The 19,202-nt window shown below is 47.2% G+C and carries 18 protein-coding genes and 1 pseudogene; all 19 read right to left on the bottom strand.

Going from position 1 to position 19,202, the window contains the following annotated elements; all coding sequences use genetic code 11:
* Positions 1–5: 5 nt before the first annotated feature.
* On the bottom strand, positions 6–845 hold the full coding sequence (locus QF041_RS23510) for a flagellar hook-basal body protein (protein ID WP_307415882.1): 840 nt from the start codon (positions 843–845) through the stop codon (positions 6–8).
* Positions 846–1,376: 531 nt separating this feature from the next.
* Positions 1,377–2,261 (bottom strand): flagellar hook-basal body protein, encoded by an 885-nt coding sequence (locus tag QF041_RS23505; protein ID WP_105600129.1) that lies wholly within the window; start codon positions 2,259–2,261, stop codon positions 1,377–1,379.
* A gap of 100 nt (positions 2,262–2,361) precedes the next feature.
* Positions 2,362–3,360, bottom strand: coding sequence for a rod shape-determining protein (gene mreB, locus QF041_RS23500; RefSeq protein WP_076209800.1), 999 nt, complete (start codon positions 3,358–3,360; stop codon positions 2,362–2,364).
* A 219-nt stretch (positions 3,361–3,579) separates the two neighbouring features.
* Positions 3,580–3,867: a sporulation transcriptional regulator SpoIIID gene (spoIIID, locus tag QF041_RS23495; RefSeq protein WP_024632710.1), complete on the bottom strand. Its 288-nt coding sequence runs from the start codon at positions 3,865–3,867 to the stop codon at positions 3,580–3,582.
* Positions 3,868–4,037: 170 nt separating this feature from the next.
* Positions 4,038–4,779 (bottom strand): annotated as a pseudogene (locus tag QF041_RS23490) (peptidoglycan DD-metalloendopeptidase family protein).
* Between the two features lie 1,032 nt (positions 4,780–5,811).
* Positions 5,812–7,152: a stage II sporulation protein D gene (gene spoIID / locus QF041_RS23485; RefSeq protein ID WP_307415881.1), complete on the bottom strand. Its 1,341-nt coding sequence runs from the start codon at positions 7,150–7,152 to the stop codon at positions 5,812–5,814.
* 469 nt (positions 7,153–7,621) lie between these two features.
* On the bottom strand, positions 7,622–8,968 hold the full coding sequence (murA, locus tag QF041_RS23480) for a UDP-N-acetylglucosamine 1-carboxyvinyltransferase (protein WP_017691942.1): 1,347 nt from the start codon (positions 8,966–8,968) through the stop codon (positions 7,622–7,624).
* A 521-nt stretch (positions 8,969–9,489) separates the two neighbouring features.
* The gene (locus tag QF041_RS23475) at positions 9,490–9,747 is read right to left on the bottom strand and encodes a DUF1146 family protein (RefSeq protein WP_017691941.1); all 258 of its coding nucleotides are present in this window, start codon (positions 9,745–9,747) and stop codon (positions 9,490–9,492) included.
* Positions 9,748–10,354: 607 nt separating this feature from the next.
* A complete protein-coding gene (locus QF041_RS23470; protein ID WP_091036299.1) occupies positions 10,355–10,759 on the bottom strand; it encodes a F0F1 ATP synthase subunit epsilon in 405 nt (134 codons plus the stop codon).
* A 62-nt stretch (positions 10,760–10,821) separates the two neighbouring features.
* The gene (gene atpD, locus QF041_RS23465; RefSeq protein ID WP_047840699.1) at positions 10,822–12,225 is read right to left on the bottom strand and encodes a F0F1 ATP synthase subunit beta; all 1,404 of its coding nucleotides are present in this window, start codon (positions 12,223–12,225) and stop codon (positions 10,822–10,824) included.
* Between the two features lie 95 nt (positions 12,226–12,320).
* Positions 12,321–13,193, bottom strand: coding sequence for an ATP synthase F1 subunit gamma (gene atpG / locus QF041_RS23460; RefSeq protein WP_036612560.1), 873 nt, complete (start codon positions 13,191–13,193; stop codon positions 12,321–12,323).
* 170 nt (positions 13,194–13,363) lie between these two features.
* Positions 13,364–14,878, bottom strand: coding sequence for a F0F1 ATP synthase subunit alpha (atpA, locus tag QF041_RS23455; RefSeq protein WP_047840700.1), 1,515 nt, complete (start codon positions 14,876–14,878; stop codon positions 13,364–13,366).
* Positions 14,879–14,894: 16 nt separating this feature from the next.
* Positions 14,895–15,443 carry a F0F1 ATP synthase subunit delta gene (locus QF041_RS23450; protein WP_036612565.1) on the bottom strand — a complete coding sequence of 183 codons (549 nt, stop codon included), beginning with the start codon at positions 15,441–15,443 and terminating at the stop codon, positions 14,895–14,897.
* Positions 15,440–15,928: a F0F1 ATP synthase subunit B gene (atpF, locus tag QF041_RS23445; protein ID WP_036612568.1), complete on the bottom strand. Its 489-nt coding sequence runs from the start codon at positions 15,926–15,928 to the stop codon at positions 15,440–15,442. Before atpF ends, QF041_RS23450 begins: the two co-directional genes overlap by 4 nt.
* A 113-nt stretch (positions 15,929–16,041) precedes the next feature.
* Positions 16,042–16,266: a F0F1 ATP synthase subunit C gene (atpE, locus tag QF041_RS23440; protein WP_017691934.1), complete on the bottom strand. Its 225-nt coding sequence runs from the start codon at positions 16,264–16,266 to the stop codon at positions 16,042–16,044.
* A gap of 79 nt (positions 16,267–16,345) precedes the next feature.
* On the bottom strand, positions 16,346–17,164 hold the full coding sequence (gene atpB / locus QF041_RS23435; protein ID WP_221821822.1) for a F0F1 ATP synthase subunit A: 819 nt from the start codon (positions 17,162–17,164) through the stop codon (positions 16,346–16,348).
* Positions 17,165–17,209: 45 nt separating this feature from the next.
* Positions 17,210–17,587, bottom strand: a complete 378-nt coding sequence (locus QF041_RS23430; RefSeq protein WP_062836961.1) for an ATP synthase subunit I — start codon at positions 17,585–17,587, stop codon at positions 17,210–17,212.
* Positions 17,580–17,834, bottom strand: a complete 255-nt coding sequence (locus QF041_RS23425; protein WP_024632723.1) for an AtpZ/AtpI family protein — start codon at positions 17,832–17,834, stop codon at positions 17,580–17,582. The genes QF041_RS23430 and QF041_RS23425 overlap by 8 nt, the downstream gene beginning before the upstream one ends.
* Positions 17,835–18,019: 185 nt before the next feature.
* Positions 18,020–19,177, bottom strand: a complete 1,158-nt coding sequence (gene wecB, locus QF041_RS23420) for a non-hydrolyzing UDP-N-acetylglucosamine 2-epimerase (protein ID WP_100528400.1) — start codon at positions 19,175–19,177, stop codon at positions 18,020–18,022.
* Positions 19,178–19,202: the final 25 nt, after the last annotated feature.

Raw genomic sequence — 19,202 nt, 5'->3', positions numbered from 1 at the left:
ACCTTTTACGCTCTCATATTGTTGGCAAGACCCAACATGGAATCACTTGAAGTTAACGCCTTTGCCGCCAGCTGATATGTCCGCTGTCCTTGCATAAGCAGAGACATCTCCTGTGTCAGATCCACATTGGATTGCTCCAGAAATCCTGGACGAATCAATGCAGCTGCTTGACGTGTAGCTGCATCAGCGCCAAATACATCATCCTCGGTTAATCCCACATCCAGTCCAAACAGGTTATCCGCATACTGTACGAGCCCCTCAGGGCGTTCAATGTCTACAACTTGCAGCTGTGCTCCAATGGTTGCATTTGCCGCATTACCACGTCGGATTAACAGGTTGCCATTTTCATCAAAAGCAACTTTGCTATTATTCGGTGCCGTAATACGATTGCCTTGACGATCCAGGGCAAAGTGGCCTTCGCCATTGACCATCACCATCATATCAGGTGAATTCGGAGTAGGCTTAGGTCTTGTATCAGGTACAAAATGAAATGCACCCTGACGTGTCCACATTTTCTCCCCATTCGCTTCAACTGCAAACATCGCATTTCCTTCAATGGCCAGATCGGTCGGAAGGCCAGTCTCGTTCAAGGAGCCCTGAGACATATCCTTCGTTACATCTGCCAAACGAGCACCAAAACCGAGGTTATATCCCATCGGTGTGGAACGTCCATCCAGTTTGTACTTGTCCGGTTGTTGTTGAACCCGGGTCAGCACATCCTCGAAGGCCGCTTGCTTGCTCTTATAGCCTGCCGTATTCACGTTGGCAATATTATCGGAAATGACATCCAGACGCTGCTGTATCGCAGTCATGGACACCTTGGCACTAATCATGGAATTATTCATTGGTGGTATACCCTCCCTTGTGTCCTGTCCACCCTCCCAAACCCTCCCTAGTAGGGAGGGCCCCAGATGGCGCTGCCCTCTGGACTCCCGAAACAGGCGGATTAGGTAAGTGGGGTACGATCTTGCTAAGTGGCGGTGGTGTGTGTGCGCCGCGACTGCCGTGCTATGATTTCCGCCATAGTTTCACATGGCTGAATCATAGCACGGCACGCTCTTTATGCGGCGTGTAGCTCCGCGGGGTCTCTCCTTGCTTTGCTTCGCAAAGGGCTGTCGAGACCGTCGCTTCGCTCAGGTACTGCTACGCATTCCTCGCATAGGCTCGGATGCGTCTAGGCTCTTGCGCTCCGCGAGGTCTCTCCCTGCTTTGCTTCGCAAAGGACTGTCGAGACCGTCGCTGCGCTCAGGTACTGCTACGCATTCCTCGCATAGGCTCGGAAGCGTTTAGGCTCTTGCGCTTCGCGTGAGCCTCTCTGCTTTGCTACACAAAGGGAGTTTGGCTCTCCGCTGCGCGGTTATATTTAAACGTCGGCGTTATACACGCCCGACTTCATTGACGGCTTTATCCAGACTGCGGTCGTAGAATTGTACGATCTTCTGGTTTGCTTCATACGCACGGAATGCGGCGTTCATATCAACCGTTGCCTGTGAAGCATCAACATTCGAACCTTCCAGGTAACCCTGACGGATCTGCACATTATCACCGGCAGCCATCATCCGGGACGTTGCCCCGTTTGCATCGCTAAGACTGAAATTGCCATTACCCTGACGAACCAGTTGATTCGGCTGGTCAATGACACTAATGCCAAGAGTAACCCCTGTCGGTGCACCCGTTGCTGCATCTACCAAACGGCCTTGCTCATCCACTTTAAATTGCTCCACAGAACCTGTCAACACTACAGGTTGTCCATTATTATCCAACACTTGTGAACCTGTTGAGCTCAGCAATTGTCCCGTTCCTGTAATCTCGAAGTGACCATCGCGTGTATATCCAGTGTTACCTTCTGCATCCTGAACTGTAAAATACGCCTGAGGCTGGTAAGTCACCGTGCCGTCGGCCCGTACAAATTTGCCTGATGCGTCAAACGGGACAGGTTGTCCAGTCTGCGGATCATTGACAGTCATATTGGATGAAATGGAAAAATCATTTTTCTGCCCAGTCTCCATAATGGTCCCCTGCAAATTCATGGACAAACTCTCTTCCGCGAACACCCCCGTGTTCAGCTTGCCCAGCCGCTTTGTTGGAAGATTTGCATCTCCGCCTACCAAAGTAATGAGCATTTCCGGGAAGGAACGGCTTACGCTGTTCACCTGTTTGTATCCCGTGGTGTTCATATTTACGATATTCTGTGTTGCTGTGTCATGGCGGCGTTGTTGCGTAATCATTCCCGCAGTAGCGGTGTACAGACCTCTTAACATGAATTAACCCCTCTCCTCAAGCGCTTGCCCTGTCACAGGTTGGCTGCTTGTCCGTTCTGCTTTCCGAGCATGGCGAACCTTTGCTATTTATATCGGCAGATTAGAACTTTTTCTTAACCACCTGATCCAAATTATTAAGCATTATGCCTGTCCCCTTCACGACACAGTGCATTGGATCTTCCGCCACCCATACCGGTACATGCAATTCATTGGACAAAAGCTCGTCCAGTCCGTTCAGCAATGCACCTCCGCCAGTCAATACAACACCACGGTCGATAATGTCCGCTGACAATTCAGGCGGTGTACGTTCCAATACTGACTTCGCTGCAACGATGATGGATTGCACGGAATCCCACAGTGCTTCCTGTACTTCTTTTCCCGATACCGTTACGGTAACTGGCAGACCGGATACCATATCGCGTCCGCGAATATCCATCTCCGTTTGGCCTCCATCCGGATGCACGGAACCAATCGCAATTTTGAGATCTTCAGCGGTCCGCTCTCCGATCATGAGCTTGTACTTGGCTTTGATAAACTTGATAATGGCTTCGTCGAACTTGTCCCCTGCGACTTTAATAGAAGAGGCGGTAACCACGTCGCCCATAGAAAGGACTGCAACGTCAGTCGTACCGCCGCCGATATCCACGACCATATTGCCGCTCGGCTGAAAAATATCCATTCCCGCACCGATCGCTGCCGCTTTCGGCTCTTCTTCCAGAAACACTTCTTTGGCACCGCTGCGTTCTGCCGCCTCACGGATGGCCTTCTGCTCCACGGAAGTAATGTTCGTTGGTGCACAAATCAAAATCCGAGGGTGGCTGTACCAGCTTCTTGCACCCACACGATTAATGAAATGTCTGAGCATCGCTTCTGTAATCTCGAAGTCCGCAATAACGCCGTCACGCAGCGGTCTAATGGCAACAATGTTACCTGGAGTACGCCCCACCATACGACGCGCTTCTTCCCCAACAGCAAGGACACGCTTCGTATCTCTTTCAATGGTCACGACGGAAGGTTCATCGAGGACAACCCCACTTCCTTTCACGTGAATAAGCACGTTGGCCGTGCCAAGATCAATACCGATATCCTTGCTAAACATAAAAGAGCCCCCAAAGTGATATTATTTGGTCAGCGTATCCTGTGAAAAAGAGTCCCTTATCACGTCACCGCTCGTTCGACAAAGTGCAACATATATATGTAAAAATCGGGCTGATAAGATGTCATAATTCGATCCTGTACCAGCTTTTAACATATCATACTTCAGGGGAGGGATTCAATGCATGTGTGAGCTTTTTGGCCTACGTCTTTGTGAAGATGCTTACGATTTGGCGGAAGCCAACACCTCACGTTTCTTGCCACTCGTTTTTTTGTATTTAATTTTGGTCGCTTCACCGCCCCGCAAATGGCGGATGGACTTGTGATACTCCAAAATGTGTTTCACCTGGTCAGCAAGATCAGGGTTGATTTCCGGCAGACGCTCCGTCAGATCCTTATGCACAGTACTCTTTGACACGCCGAATTCTTTGGCTATGGTACGGACCGTATTCCTCGTCTCAACAATGCAGCGACCAATTTTGATGGTCCGTTCCTTGATGTAATCGTGCACGCTCCCGCCTCCCTACTGTGTGGATAGTTTGGTACATTATATGAGGAGCATGCCTATATATTCGCGGTTTAGAGGTGTGACAAGCTTCGAAGGTCCCATTATTTTCTGAAAAGCACAAAAAGAGCAGAGGTTCAACCCCCTGCCCATCATGTTGCTGCGGTAAAATTCATTTATTTTTCCGGAAGATATCCTTGAGGGTTAACCGGCTGTCCGTCTTCGTACACTTCAAAGTGAAGATGGTTGCCAAGCGTTTTACCCAATTCATTGACGCCAGCGGATGCAATCGCATCTCCCTGTTTCACTTCGTCGTCCTGTTTCACTTTGACGTCTGCCAAGCTTTGGTATACCGTTTTCAGGTTATCGCTGTGTGTGATTTCCACAACTTGACCTGTGAGCGGATTTTGCTCAACCCGGGTAACTTTACCGGCGAGTGCTGCTTTGACTTCAAACGTTTTGTTATCCCCACGTGCCAGATCCACACCCGTGTTCGGGATGAATGTATCATTGTACTGCACCATCGCCGCTTCATGTTCCTCGGTTGAAGCTTCGCTATCATAGAAAGGTTTTACTACCGAAATTTCGGACGGTACCGCTACCGGCCATACAAAATTCTCCGACTTTGCAACAACTTCCACACTTTCTTCTTCTCCGCCTACTGCTGTTCCTTCTGTACCCGCCGATGCGCCTGTTTCAACTACCCCGCTAGCAGGGTCCGAGTTCAGCGTTTTGTCGCCTGTGCCCTGATAGACCCACACTAAGGTTAGTATAATGCCTGCTGCTGCGATGTAGGCTGCCGGGAAGACCCAGCGTTTGGACATTGCTCTTTTCCATGAAGAGGGCTGACTAGCCGGTACTCCCTTGAGTTGTTTTAGGAGTTTCTTCTTGGATTGTTTTTTTGTTTTGTTCATTCATGTTAATCACCTCAGTAACAAGTGTTACCGGGTGCAACTCTTTTATACACGCGCGACTCTAATTATTTTCACGGAGGTTTCAGAGAGTGCTATATATATATTGGAAATGAGTGTTAGTGCATGCGCCGCTTCGGGGCCAGAAAACCTTTCGACCGCTGGTTACTACCAGATTTTTCTATCACCTTCTTCAAAGGTGAAATCCGGTAGTAAAGGCGGACACTTTGTTTCTACAGGTCTTTTCTGTCCCCTGCGCTCCCATACGGCTAGCACTCTCCGCATATATAGCCAAATCTCGAAAGCTCCGGAATGGGTGTTGGTAGACTGGTCTGGATTGGCTGTAGAGGCTAATCCTTCTATGAAGTGCATTTATCGGTGAGAGCGAAATGATATAGGATGTGACTGGACAATACAGATTTAAGATGCCTAGGTTCTTTAAAGTGAGATGTGAGATTAGAGATAGACAAGGCGCGTCAATACTGACTGTTCCATTTAACATCTAGATTTGAAAGAAGCTGAATCATGATTGGTTACAGTATAGTTAGAAGTTGCTTGGTAGACAGGGAACATAAATCAATTTTTTAACCTTAGGGCTTGGAAACTTGATTTCAACGTTCTGATTTTGGTTTTGGTTCGGCTGCTTATTGCGAATGAGCATGTAGTGAATGGCAGTACCCTCAATTTTGCTAATGATTAGATATAAAATATTTCTAACGAATTCAGGCGGCCTTATTGGTGGGGAAATCGTGCCTTAGGAATTCTAACGAACCGTAGACACGCTAATTACCTTTTGGGCGCTATTATCGGATCAGTTCGGTGGTATATCGTGATATAACGTGTCTGAGATTCGTTAGAATTTTCATTCATTGTGATACACCTTAATAAGGCCTCTCAGATTCGTTAGCGCGCCAATGGTATATGGGAAGCCTGATGAGTTCCAAACCTAAACTGCTCTCATTCCCATACTTTTGCACACATTCGCACATATTCCTACCCATTCGAATTATTTCGCTTTATCCATCCATGTTCATCGCTCCTACTTCGCTGCTAGCATCTTGGATGCCTGTCCGAATGAAATGCCTGTATAGTAATGTTTGAGAATCTGGGTGGCCGTGTGTCCCTCCTGCGCCATGCCGTTTGCTCCCCATTGGCTCATGCCAACCCCATGACCGTACCCGTACGTTGTAATCTGGATTTCGTCACCTGTGGTCTTCCAACTGAACTGGCTGGATCTTAATCCAAGCAGCTTACGCACCTCGGGTCCGCTGAATGTTTCACCTGCGATCTGCATTTCCTTAATCCGATGCCCTTTGGTTGTAGACAATACTTCCATCCACGATCCACCCTTCTGGGCGGTAACCGGAATGGCATCCAGGTTTAACTTCTGCAGAATCTCATTACGCTTCAAGGTAACGGTCTGCTTGAATCCTGGTGCCAAGTTTTTGTCCCACGGACTGTCTACACTTTGCAGATACGGCACAGCGTTCCCCCATACATCCTCCGCATTCTCGGTATACCCATTACTTGTAGAAAAAAAGGAGGCGGTGATCGCTTTGCCCTGATATGTCATCACCGTATCTCGACTTTCGCGCACAGCCTGTTGCAGCTTCTCCCATTCCTTCGCCTTCCCTAGACGCGTCCAATCCGCTTTCACCTGATCTGGCGGAATAAACACCTGATGGCTGACCGTATCCGTCACATCCGCCGCACCTGATGGCACACCGCTTGTATCACTCGCAGCTAACCTACGCACGATAAATGTACGAGCAGCTATTGCCTGCGCCTTTAACGCCTCCAGTCTGAATTCCGCTGGCATCTCAGCTGCCACAACCCCGGTAACATAGTCTTCCAATGGCAGATTCATCGTTGTGCCCGTTGCAGACAGGTATACACGCACTTTAGGTTCAGGGTAGGTAACAGGAACGGCTGGCGCAGGAGCTGGGGTTCTTGTACTGCTTGAATCTGTTGGAGCAGGGATCGGTTTTGGTGATTCGCTTGTCCGTGGCCATACCAGAATTACCGGAATCAGCAACGCCATTGCCAATAAGGCAGATACAGCGGCTGCGGGTTGCCATCGCTTCGTATTGCGTCCCCATCGGGGTTTTCGTCCAAATGTCCGCATTCGGCGACGCTTCACTCGGCGGAATTGGTCCAGCTCAATAACAGGTATATGAATGTGCTCGGTTGTCTTTCGGTTCAGCTCATCTGTCGACACCCGTCCTGGATTGGAGAAACTTGCAGGCTGTGATGGAACAGTCCTCAGGTTCAATGGGGCAGGCTTGTCTTTTTCCACTCCAGAAACGGTATTTCCCTCCGGCTCTTGCATACCTGGACGAGGGACAAGGGGTACCTTTACCTGTACACGAGCTTCTTTCATTCGAATATAACCCTCCGTTATCTATGGCCGGTCATGTGCCGGTCGTGTTGTTCAAATCCATAGTTTAGGTTATGAGCTGGCTTGATCTGATAGAACCTAATTTGAGAGAAACGAGGCCCTTTTCGTTCTGTTCAATTTCTTGTTTTCTTTTGCTATGTACATCTTAGAAACGTTGATCTGTCGCTGAATATCGGTATTTAATTAGAACCGACACTCTATATAAAGTACGCTCTTTCATTTGGTTCAGAATCGATACAGAATACGATGTTATGCTATACAAGTTAGGACCAGCTATTAATAGAATCAGGTATCAAATATCTCGTTGCCTTCTTAAAAGTAAACACAAAAAAAGCCAAGCCAGATGGCTTAGCTTTATCATTTTTTACAATATACGTTCCTTCACATTCATAATCCACACAACTGTGTGACTCATAATAGGGGGACCATATTTTTTCTATTCAATCCAGTGTTAAGCCAAAGTTGGTTGCACCTTAAACATCGGTACTTCTTTCTCCACTTTTTCACTAGGTGCTTTGGTTGCTTCCAGCTTAGGCTCATCAACCGAGATCCGATAGATGTCAGCGCCAAGTCCGTTAAGCTTCTCAGCGAGATGTACATAGCCACGGTCGATGTGATGAACACCGCCCACTTCCGTTGTACCTTCAGCAACAAGACCTGCAATAATGAGTGCGGCACCCGCACGCAAATCGGTAGCTGTTACTTTGGCACCCTTCAGTTTGGCATTACCTGTGACGATGGACGAACGTCCTTCAACTTTGATCTCCGCATTCATCAATTGGAATTCATCCACATGCATAAATCGGTTTTCAAAAACAGTCTCTGTCACGACACTTGTTCCTTCAGATGCAAGCAAGAGTGCCATCATCTGGGATTGCATATCTGTCGGGAATCCTGGGTATGGTAATGTTTTCACATCCACAGCCTTAAGAGGACGATCTGCGATTACACGCACGCCATTCTCATCCGGTTGGATTGTTACACCCATCTCTTCAAGCTTCGCGATAACGGAGCCTAAATGATCAGAGATTGCACCTTCAATGTACACGTCCCCACCAGAAATTGCAGCAGCAGCCATATACGTACCAGCTTCTACCCGATCCGGAATAACGGTGTGTGTTACGCCTGTCAGTTTCTCCACACCTTCGATGCGGATCACTCCAGTACCAGCACCACGTACGATGGCACCCATCCCATTCAGGAAGTTGGCAAGATCCACAATCTCAGGTTCTTTCGCCGCGTTCTCCAGAACAGTTACACCTTCGGCCAATGTTGCAGCCATCATAATATTTTGAGTGGCACCTACGGAAGCCACATCCAGATAAATTTTCGCGCCACGCAACCGACCTTGGCTACGAGCTTCGATATAACCTTGGCCCAAGCTGATCTCTGCGCCCATGGCTTCAAAACCTTTCAAATGCTGATCAATAGGCCGTGTACCGATGGCACATCCACCAGGAAGTGAGATTCTTGTATGACCCATTCGAGTCAACAAAGGCCCCATGACCAGGAAAGACGCCCGCATTTTACTTACCCATTCATACGGGGCTTCACAGGAAGTAAGTTTCTCCGCATTTACGGTAATCACTTCGTCCCGGTATGTAACTCCCGCTCCCAGCGATTCCAACACCTTGTTAATCGTCATCACATCGTCTAGAGGAGGCGCGTCAATAATAACGCTTTGTCCTTCTTCCCCTAAGAGAGAGGCAGCGATGATCGGAAGAACAGAATTTTTAGCGCCGCTAACTTTGACACTTCCGGTCAACCTTTTGCCACCGCGGACGATAAATTTGCTCATCATGGTTCCCTCCGCGCTTTTATTCCCTTTTCTTCATTCCGGAATACGTAAGCCCCACTATGCTAGAAAGGACTGTTGCTGTGTGTGGAATTTCGACATATTCTGGCATATTGCCACAGATGTCTGTTCAGAAAAGAATTGGTTTTTATAATCCATATCAATGATACCATGTGCCGTGCATCTTGCTATTCAGCATGTAAAATAAGTGTCTTACAAGCCAGCAGAGCATCAGAACAGACAGAGTGGGATGGTTATTAGCCGGCATGAACCGGATATCCCGTTTATAACTACAAAATAAGTGAACAATTGTGAATTCCCTAACTTCCATCATAACATTGTTGAATTGTACGATACAAGCATTTTTACATAAAACATCTCAAATTCAACCAATTTTACGTCACATTTTTTTCTTAATTTCTTTACCGACAACTCATACTCTAATTGTTAACACAATTAATCGATGTTATTCGACAATGAGCAGCTTGAAGAACCTAACAGATGATTAACCAACCATCTCAACATTAAAACAAATTACGCAACATTTGAGTCCAGGACAAGTAGTCAATGACAAAGCCAGCAACGGCATGCCCCAAAATGATGGCGAGCAACAAATGCAACAGTCTTCCCTGAGCACCTCGTGGTTGCCTGATGATTAAATCCAGTTTGAGATTTGTCAAAGCCCACCAAGACAACGCTATACATAACAGGGAGACGATGATTGAGACCAAGCCATTGGTGCTTAACGCTTGGTTCACCTGATTCGTCAGATCAGTATCCATATATTCTTTACCTCCACATTTGTTGCAGCGATCAGCATATCATATGCCCGGCACCCATAACTTGTTAGTATACTGGAATGTCTTAAGCACAACATACTGAGCGTACTGTCAGATTTACTCCTGCCAGGCAGGAATCTCCTGATGCCCAATCACCGAGCAGCAACAATGCGGCTGTGCATGACTATGGAATCTACTACGCAGCTTCCTGCTTCTGCTGACTCTATGGAATATAGGCTCTTTCATCATACATTGTCAATTACATTGATTTCCACTTCTAAAATATTTTAATTTTAAAATGCCGGGATTTTGTGACTAAAACGACATAAAAGAGCGCTATTTCGATATCGATTCTGTCATTTCCTCGGAAATAATTTAAATTTACTCATGAAAAAAAATGGTTCTCTTAGTGGTAAATACGCCCACTACTTTAGTCCTACATTCTATTCAAGTCCTCATAATCGGTGAATATTTTTCTTAAAATACTTCTGTTTACTAAAGGGATAGGATGGATTTGTAGTCAGCCATTTTGATATATTCGATAAAACAATTCTATCAAACAAACTCAAAAAAGCCCGGCAGACTAAGCCGCCGGGCTTCCAAGAATCGTTTATTTGCCGAACACATTAATCCGGTTAACCGCTTTTTGCAGCGCAATCTCTGCACGACGGTGATCAAAGTGGTCCTGATTGCTTTGGCTTGCAAGCCGACGTTCTGCCCGCTCTTTCGCCGCACGCGCACGATCCACATCAATGTTTTCCGGGAATTCAGCACTCTCTGCGAGTACAACAACCTTATCTTTACGTACTTCAATAAACCCGCCACCGATAGCAACTCGTTTATTTTCTTTTCCGTTATGGATATAGATCGGTGCAATCTGCAAAGGTGTAACCATAGGAATATGACCTGGCAGAATACCCAGTTCCCCTTCAATACCACGAGCCGTAATGCTATTCACCTGTTCTGAATAGACCAAACGCTCGGGTGTTACGATTTCCAACAAAAAGGTGCTCAATTCCATCCCTCCTGAAATATCCGAAGGATAGCCCGCTTCATAAGGACAATCCTGGATTCAGACTAAACCAGTGTTTTGGCTTTCTCCACTGCCTCTTCAATTGTACCAACAAAGAGGAAAGCTGCTTCCGGAAGATCATCATACTTACCTTCGAGAATCTCTTTAAAGCTGCGCACCGTTTCTTTAACTGGAACGTATTTACCCGGAATACCGTTAAATGCTTCAGCAACGTGGAAAGGCTGGGACAAGAAACGTTGGATTTTACGAGCACGGTATACAAGCGCTCTATCTTCTTCACTCAACTCGTCCATACCCAGGATTGCAATGATATCTTGCAATTCATTGTAACGTGCCAAGATACGTTTAACGCCTTGAGCTACGCTGTAGTGTTCTTCACCTACAACTTCAGGGGACAAGATCCGGGAGCTGGAAGCCAGTGGATCTACCGCAGGGTAGATACCCATCTCGGAAATTTTACGCTCCAAGTTCGTCGTTGCATCCAAGTGAGCAAACGTCGTTGCAGGAGCCGGGTCAGTGTAGTCATCCGCAGGCACGTAGATGGCCTGGATGGATGTTACAGAACCTTTTTTCGTTGATGTGATACGTTCTTGCAGTTGACCCATTTCTGTTGCCAGCGTAGGTTGGTAACCTACCGCGGAAGGCATACGTCCAAGCAAGGCAGATACTTCTGAACCCGCTTGGGTGAAACGGAAGATATTATCGATAAAGAGCAACACGTCACGGCCTTCTTCATCACGGAAGTATTCCGCCATCGTCAGACCTGTGAGGGCTACACGAAGACGTGCGCCTGGAGGCTCGTTCATTTGTCCGAAGACCATTGCTGTTTTGTTGATAACGCCGGAATCACTCATCTCGTGATACAAGTCATTACCTTCACGTGTACGCTCACCAACACCCGCAAATACGGAGATACCGCCGTGCTCTTGTGCGATGTTGTTGATCAATTCCTGAATGGTTACCGTCTTACCTACACCGGCACCACCGAAGAGACCGATTTTACCACCTTTAGCGTAAGGAGCAAGCAAGTCGATAACTTTGATTCCTGTCTCCAGCATCTCTGCTTGGGTAGTCAGTTCATCAAATGCAGGTGCTGAACGGTGAATCGGGTTCTTGTGCTCAGCAGCTACGGCACCGCCAGTATCAATTGCTTCGCCGAGTACGTTAAATACACGACCCAGTGTTGCTTCTCCGACGGGTACAGAGATTGGTGCTCCTGTATCTAAAGCTTCCATACCACGAACAAGTCCATCCGTGGAGGACATCGCAATACAACGTACTCGGTTGTCACCCAGATGTTTCGAAGCTTCGAGTGTAAGGTTTACACTAACGCCGCTCTCACTTACTGTAGTGATCGTAATGGCATTGAGGATTTCCGGCAGACCGCCGCGATCAAACTCGACGTCAACAACCGGACCCATGATGCTCACAACGCGTCCTTTGTTCATCTTAACGTTCCCCTCCTACAAGCCTGCTACTTTTGCAAAAATAATGTACCGTTCGTTTATCTTTGCTCTGCAAGCCTTCATTAATAAAAAAACGGTTAGCCTTGTGCTGCGTTGGCACCTGCCACAATTTCCGTAATCTCCTGCGTAATCGCCGCTTGACGGGCACGGTTGTATGTCAATGACAAGTCGTTAATGAGTTTGGATGCATTTTTGGTTGCATTACCCATTGCCGTCATTTTCGCACCCAGCTCACTTGCCTTACCGTTCAGAAGTGCACCATAGATCAGCGTTTCCGCGTAACGCGGAAGCAGAACCTCCAGTACAGCCTCAGCAGACGGCTCGTATTCGTAGCTTGCCGTTGGTCCTTCCGCAGCAGTTACCTCAGGTGTTTCCATCGGAAGAAGTTTTTCTACCGTAGGAATCTGGGTCAACGCATTCACAAAGCGGTTATAACAAATGTACAATTCATCAAATTCAGCCAGTTCAAACCCATGAACAGCTTCGTGTGCGATGGATTTGATGTCTGCAAATGAAGGCGAATCCGACAGATCCGTTGTTGTGGATGCCATCGCAATTTCACGACGTCTGAAGTAATCGCGTCCTTTACGTCCAATGACGAACAATTCGTAGTCATCCTGGGAGTTGTGGCGCTCTTTAAGCGTCTGGTTAACCTGACGCAAAACGTTCGCATTGTATCCACCTGCAAGACCACGGTCCGATGTAATGATCAGGTAAGCTGTCTTTTTGACCGGACGGCTCTCCAACATCGGGTGCTGTATGCCTTGCGTGCTTGATGCAATACTAGCTACAACTTCTTTCAGTTTCTCCGAATAAGGACGGGCTGCTTCTGCTTTTTCCTGCGCTTTACGCAGTTTTGCAGCAGCTACCATCTCCATTGCTTTGGTGATCTGCTTGGTGCTTTGTACGCTTTTAATTTGCCGCTTAATTTCGCGCATGCCTTTTGCCATGATTTCACCACCTCAAAACTTTGACAGAGTCAAAGTTACTTCGTAAGCATCACCACTAGTTTTGACAGAGTCAAAACTACATCGTAAGCATCATCTTTTTTGACAGAGTCAAAGTATTACATGCAGACATGCGGAATCGGTTAGACAACTCCGCACCTGCAATCATTTATTTAGACAGAGACAGCAAAGCTCTTTCTGAACTTCTCAATTGCACCTTTCAGTGCATTTTCGTTGTCTGCAGTCAATTCTTTAGTATCACGGATGGATGCAAGAATCTCCGGATGGCTGCTCTCCATGAACGCGAGGAACTCACGCTCGAAACGAGTAACATCACCTGTTGGAATCTCATCCAGGAATCCTTTAACCGCAGTGTACAAGCTGACAACCTGTTGTTCTACAGGCAGAGGCTGGTTAACACCTTGCTTCAGGATTTCCATCATACGCGCACCACGATTCAGGCGGGCCTGAGTCGCTTTATCCAGATCGGAACCGAACTGGGAGAACGCTTGAAGCTCACGATATTGAGCGAGGTCGAGACGCAGGGAACCTGCAACCTTTTTCATCGCTTTGATCTGAGCAGAACCACCGACACGGGATACGGAAATACCTACGTTGATCGCCGGGCGTTGTCCAGCATTGAACAAGTCAGCTTCCAGGAAGATTTGTCCGTCCGTGATGGAGATTACGTTCGTTGGGATGTATGCAGATACGTCGGAAGCTTGTGTTTCAATAAACGGCAGTGCGGTTAAAGAACCACCACCAAGTTCATCATTCAGCTTCGCAGCACGCTCCAGCAAACGGGAGTGCAGGTAGAAGACGTCACCCGGATAAGCCTCACGGCCCGGTGGACGACGAAGCAACAAGGAAAGCTCACGATATGCAGAGGCTTGTTTGGTCAAGTCATCATAGATAACCAGAACGTGCTCGCCTTTGTACATGAAGTACTCACCCATCGAACAACCGGAATACGGTGCGATGTACAAGAGTGGTGATGGATCGGAAGCTGCTGCAGTTACAACGATTGTGTACTCCATTGCGCCTTTGCGACGAAGAGTTTCCACAACTTGAGCAACCGTAGACTGTTTCTGACCAATAGCCACATAGATACACTTCATGCCGCTACCTTTTTGGTTCAGGATCGCATCAATCGCGATTGATGTTTTACCTGTTTGACGGTCACCGATGATCAACTCACGTTGTCCACGACCGATTGGAACCATTGCATCAATGGCTTTGATCCCTGTTTGCATCGGCTCATGAACCGATTTACGATCCATTACGCCTGGTGCTTTACCTTCAACCGGACGGAATTCCGTTGTAGCGATTGGCCCTTTGCCATCTACAGGAATACCGAGCGGGTTCACAACGCGTCCAATCAATGCTTCGCCTACAGGCACTTGCATGATTTGACCAGTACGTTTCACTTGGTCACCTTCACGAATATCGTAGTAAGGTCCCAGGATAACGACACCGACATTGCTTTCTTCGACGTTCATGGCGAGTCCCATAACACCGCTTGGGAATTCAACCAACTCGTTGGACATGACGTTCTCAAGTCCGTAAACACGAGCGATACCATCACCAACCTCGATTACCGTTCCGACTTCGACTACATCGATATCGGTCTTGTATTGTTCGATTTGGCTCTTAATTAATGTACTGATTTCTTCTGGTTTGATACTCAAGTGTCCTCACCCCAATCTACTGTACTCGTCTGTTAAAAGACTGCTCAAGACGTTCGAGCTTGCCAGCCAAGCTGCCGTCATAGATCGTATCGCCAATGGCGACTTTCAATCCGCCCAGCAGAGTCGGATCAACAATGTTCTCGATACGAATCTTTTTATTCACACGGCCACCGAATTCACGGGCTACCGCTTCTTTTTCTTCATCATTCAACGCATAAGTCGAATAGACACGTGCATCAGCGATGCCCAGCGACTCACCTTGGATCTTCCGATAATCATTCAGCAAGTCTCCCAGCAATTCAACGCGCCCGCGCTCAATCAACAACAAGACTGTACGAAGGACTGAATCGGATACCTTGCCATCAAGACTTGAGTGAATTACGTTCTGCTTGGCTTCATCAGAAATATTAGGGGATACGATAAATTTCTCGATATCTGCATCTCCGGTCAATGCACTGACTACTGCAACCAGTTCCTGTTCAACCTCAAGCACCTGCTGTTGCTGAAGAGCAACTTCGAACAATGCTTTCGCATAACGCTTGGCAACTATCGTATCGCGGCTCATTGTCGGCCTCCTACCTCATTGAGGTATTGGTTCACAAGCTCTTCTTGTGCAGGACCGTTCTCAACTTCTTTTTTGATCAACTTGGATGCAATCTGAACGGAAGCTGTACCCAGTTCGCTGCGAAGTGCTGCGACTGCTTTGTTCTTCTCGCTCTCGATTTCGCGTACTGCATCGTCTTTCAGACGATTAGCTTCAGCTTTTGCATCAGCCAAAATCGATTCAGCTTGTTTGCCACCTGTTTGTTTGGACTGTTCAATGATGTCGTAAGCATCTTGACGTGCTTGCTCAAGAGCTTGTTTTTGTTCCTCCACATAGGCAATGGCCTGTTCCCGAGTCTGTGCAGCCTCATTCATCTGCGTCATCACGAGTTCACGACGTTTTTCCATAATGGAGAACAAAGGCCCGAAGGCATAACGGCTAAGCAGCCAATATAAAATTGCAAATGCAACAATCGCAAGAAGCGTATTTTCCCATATGAAACTCAATCTGTTCACTCCTTCCTGGAGGTATCCTTGAAACGTCGTCCGTTAGAACGGACATTACCTAAAAAGAAGGCGCGGATGGCTATGGCCTTCCCCGCCAAACCTTTAAAATTTAATTAAGCCATACCGTAGAACATGAACGCGAGTACCACACCGATGATCGGCAATACCTCGATCAAACCTACACCAATAAACATTGTTGTTTGAAGAGTGGATTTTGCTTCCGGTTGACGGGCAATACCTTCCACCGTTTTGCTGATTACCATACCGTTACCAATACCTGCGCCAAACGCGCCCAGTCCTGCAACAATTGCTGCTGCGATTAATGCCATTGCTCCCATTTGTATATCCTCCTTAAAATGATAAATCGAATTTTTTTATTGTTCAGCCTGGTGAAGAAATCTTCGTAGGGCTTGAAACTTAATGCTCGTCGTGCGTCTCGATGCTCTGTGAAATGTACACCATCATCAAGATAACAAACACAAATGCCTGGATCGCGCCGATAAAGATACTAAAGCCTTGCCACACCATAAGTAGCGGAATCGCTGCAATAGCACCAAACACTTTAAATGTGGTCAGTTTCAGGATCGTTGCGATCAGTACCTCACCCGCGAAGATATTCGCGAATAGACGCATACCGTGTGTCAACAGCTTGGATGCCGTCTCAATCAAGTTGATTGGCAAGAACAAGGCGAATGGCTTCAGGTAATGCTGGAGATATCCTTTTGTGTTGCGGAACAATCCTAGTCCATGAGATACAAGGAACGCTACAAGAGCTAGTCCCATCGTTACAGACAAGTCGGCTGTTGGTGATTTCCACCAGGCCAGTTCAACGTGCGGGTGTGCTTCAGGGTCCTTGGCATGCGCTTTTTCAAACGCCTCCACCGCTGTAACAATCGGCTTACCGAATACCTGTGCCTGATTAACATCTGTTACCTCAGATACAGCCACGAGCGGAAGGCCGAGCATGTTCCCTACAAAAATGAACATAATCATGGAAAGAGCGAGAGAGATAAAATGTTTACCTTTCTTCATATCCATTGTGCTGGAAATCAGATTGCGGACGAATTCTACTGCCCACTCCATAAAATTTTGCAGCTTGCCGGGATTTTCAACGGATAATCTCCGTGTTGCCAGTACAGCAAAAATAAAAACAATTGCACCTGTAACTACCAGCATCAACAGAACCGATAGATCCAGTCGAAATCCGCCAAGCATAATAATTGGAGCTTCATGCATATTTTTCTCACCCCTTTCTCGACTTGAAAGCTGCAGCCCTTAACATCATTCTGCTCTGCGGGAATGGACAATCCCTATAATCAGTAAGGAAAATTGTGCAATGACGAGACCGCCTGCAACCGCATATGTATTGAAGTACTGCGGAAAGCGCATCGATATGAATATACCGAGCACAGCGAGTGCCGCTCTTGTCAAAAATCCCAGGTTCACACGCTTCAAGTTACCTTCTGCCGCATCATCAGACATTTTCCTTACTTTGTAGCCCAAGTAAAATGCATTGATCCAGCTAATTCCTGTACCCAGGGCCAGTCCCAAAGCAATTGTCTCCACACGTGGCATAAAGGCCGCTGCGAGAAAACAAATCATAAGAAAGTACATGATGAAAACAGTCATCGATCTGCGGTATCTGGTTAGTTCACTCATCACTTTCCCCCATGAATTTTTTCGCGATAAAGTAGATGCTTACACCGCCTGCCGCAAGAAAAAAGAGAACGCTTACGGCGATCCATATTCCGTTACCTCCAATGGTCTTGTCCAACCAGGAGCCAGCGTAATATCCGGCAACAGCGAGAATGGCAATCTCGATCCCAAAAGCTGTCACGAGTCCCATCGCTTTCCATACATTATCGTCATGGTTACGGGATGAATTTGGTTTGTTCGAATCGGCCATTTTCCACGCCACCCTTGCAATCCCAGTTAATTTTACTGAATGATGAGAGCCTTTGTCAATTGAATGATTTTAGCGTTTTAAAGGGGAAAACGACGGGAATACAGACCCTCAAAGCCCATAAACCCGCGTAAACCGTACAGTTTAACTGTATGCTTGCCCTTTATAAATCCGTCAGAAAAAATGTATTATTTTTTGAATTTTCTGTGAAATGATTCCGGACGCTCACTATTTACACCAAAATGGTGCAAAATCGCATTGACAATTCTTTCCGAAGCATGTCCATCACCGTATGGATTGGCAGCCTGACTCATGCTTTCATACAGGGTTTTGTCTGTAAGCAGAGCTTTGGTCCGTTCATACACACGTTCCTCTTCGGTACCTACCAATTCCAGCGTTCCGGCTTCAATACCTTCCGGGCGTTCTGTTGTATCGCGCAATACGAGCACAGGCACACCAAACGAAGGCGCTTCTTCCTGCAAACCGCCTGAATCGGTCAAAATCAAGTGAGTGTGCGGGTAAAAGTTATGCAAATCCACCACGTCTAGTGGATCAATTAATTGAATACGGGGATGATTCCCCAAAATCGCGTGAGCCGGCTCCTTCACAGCAGGACTTGGATGCACCGGGTACACGATGGCAATATCTTCGAATTCGTCGGCAATCCGTTTGACGGCCTGGAAAATGTTGCGGTGAGGCTCGCCCTGAGATTCACGGCGATGAGCTGTCATCAGCACAAGGCGTTTGCCTTGGGCCCAATCAAGTACCGGGTGTGTGTAGTCCTCCCGTACTGTATATTGAAACACATCTGTTACCGTGTTGCCTGTGACGTACGTACTAGACTCTGATTTATTTTCTTTGGCAAGATTGGAAGAAGACCAATCCGTAGGCGCAAAGTGTAGATCAGCCAGTACTCCCGTCAGCTGACGGTTCATCTCTTCCGGATATGGAGACAACTTGTTCCACGTCCGCAGCCCCGCTTCCACATGCCCTACCTGAATCTGTTGCAGGAATGCTGCGTAGCTCGCTACAAAGGTAGTCAATGTATCCCCGTGAACCAGTACAATATCCGGCTTAGCTTCGGCTAACACTGGTTCCAGACCGCCAAGCACACGAATTGTAATTTCATTCAATGTCTGACGGTCTTTCATTACATCCAGATCATAATCGGGATGAATGTCGAAAACTTCAAGTACCTGATCCAACATCTGGCGATGCTGCGCAGTTACGCAAACAATAGATTCAATAGACTCAGGGTGTTTCTGCAATTCCAAAATAAGCGGAGCCATCTTGATGGCTTCCGGACGCACCCCGAAGATCGTCATGACTTTAATTTTGTTGGACATTCGAGCAAAGCCCCTTTTCTATAAG

The organism is Paenibacillus sp. W2I17 (genome assembly GCF_030815985.1).
In the GTDB taxonomy this organism is placed as follows: Bacteria; Bacillota; Bacilli; order Paenibacillales; family Paenibacillaceae; genus Paenibacillus.
This window is presented reverse-complemented; position numbering and strand designations above follow the sequence as displayed.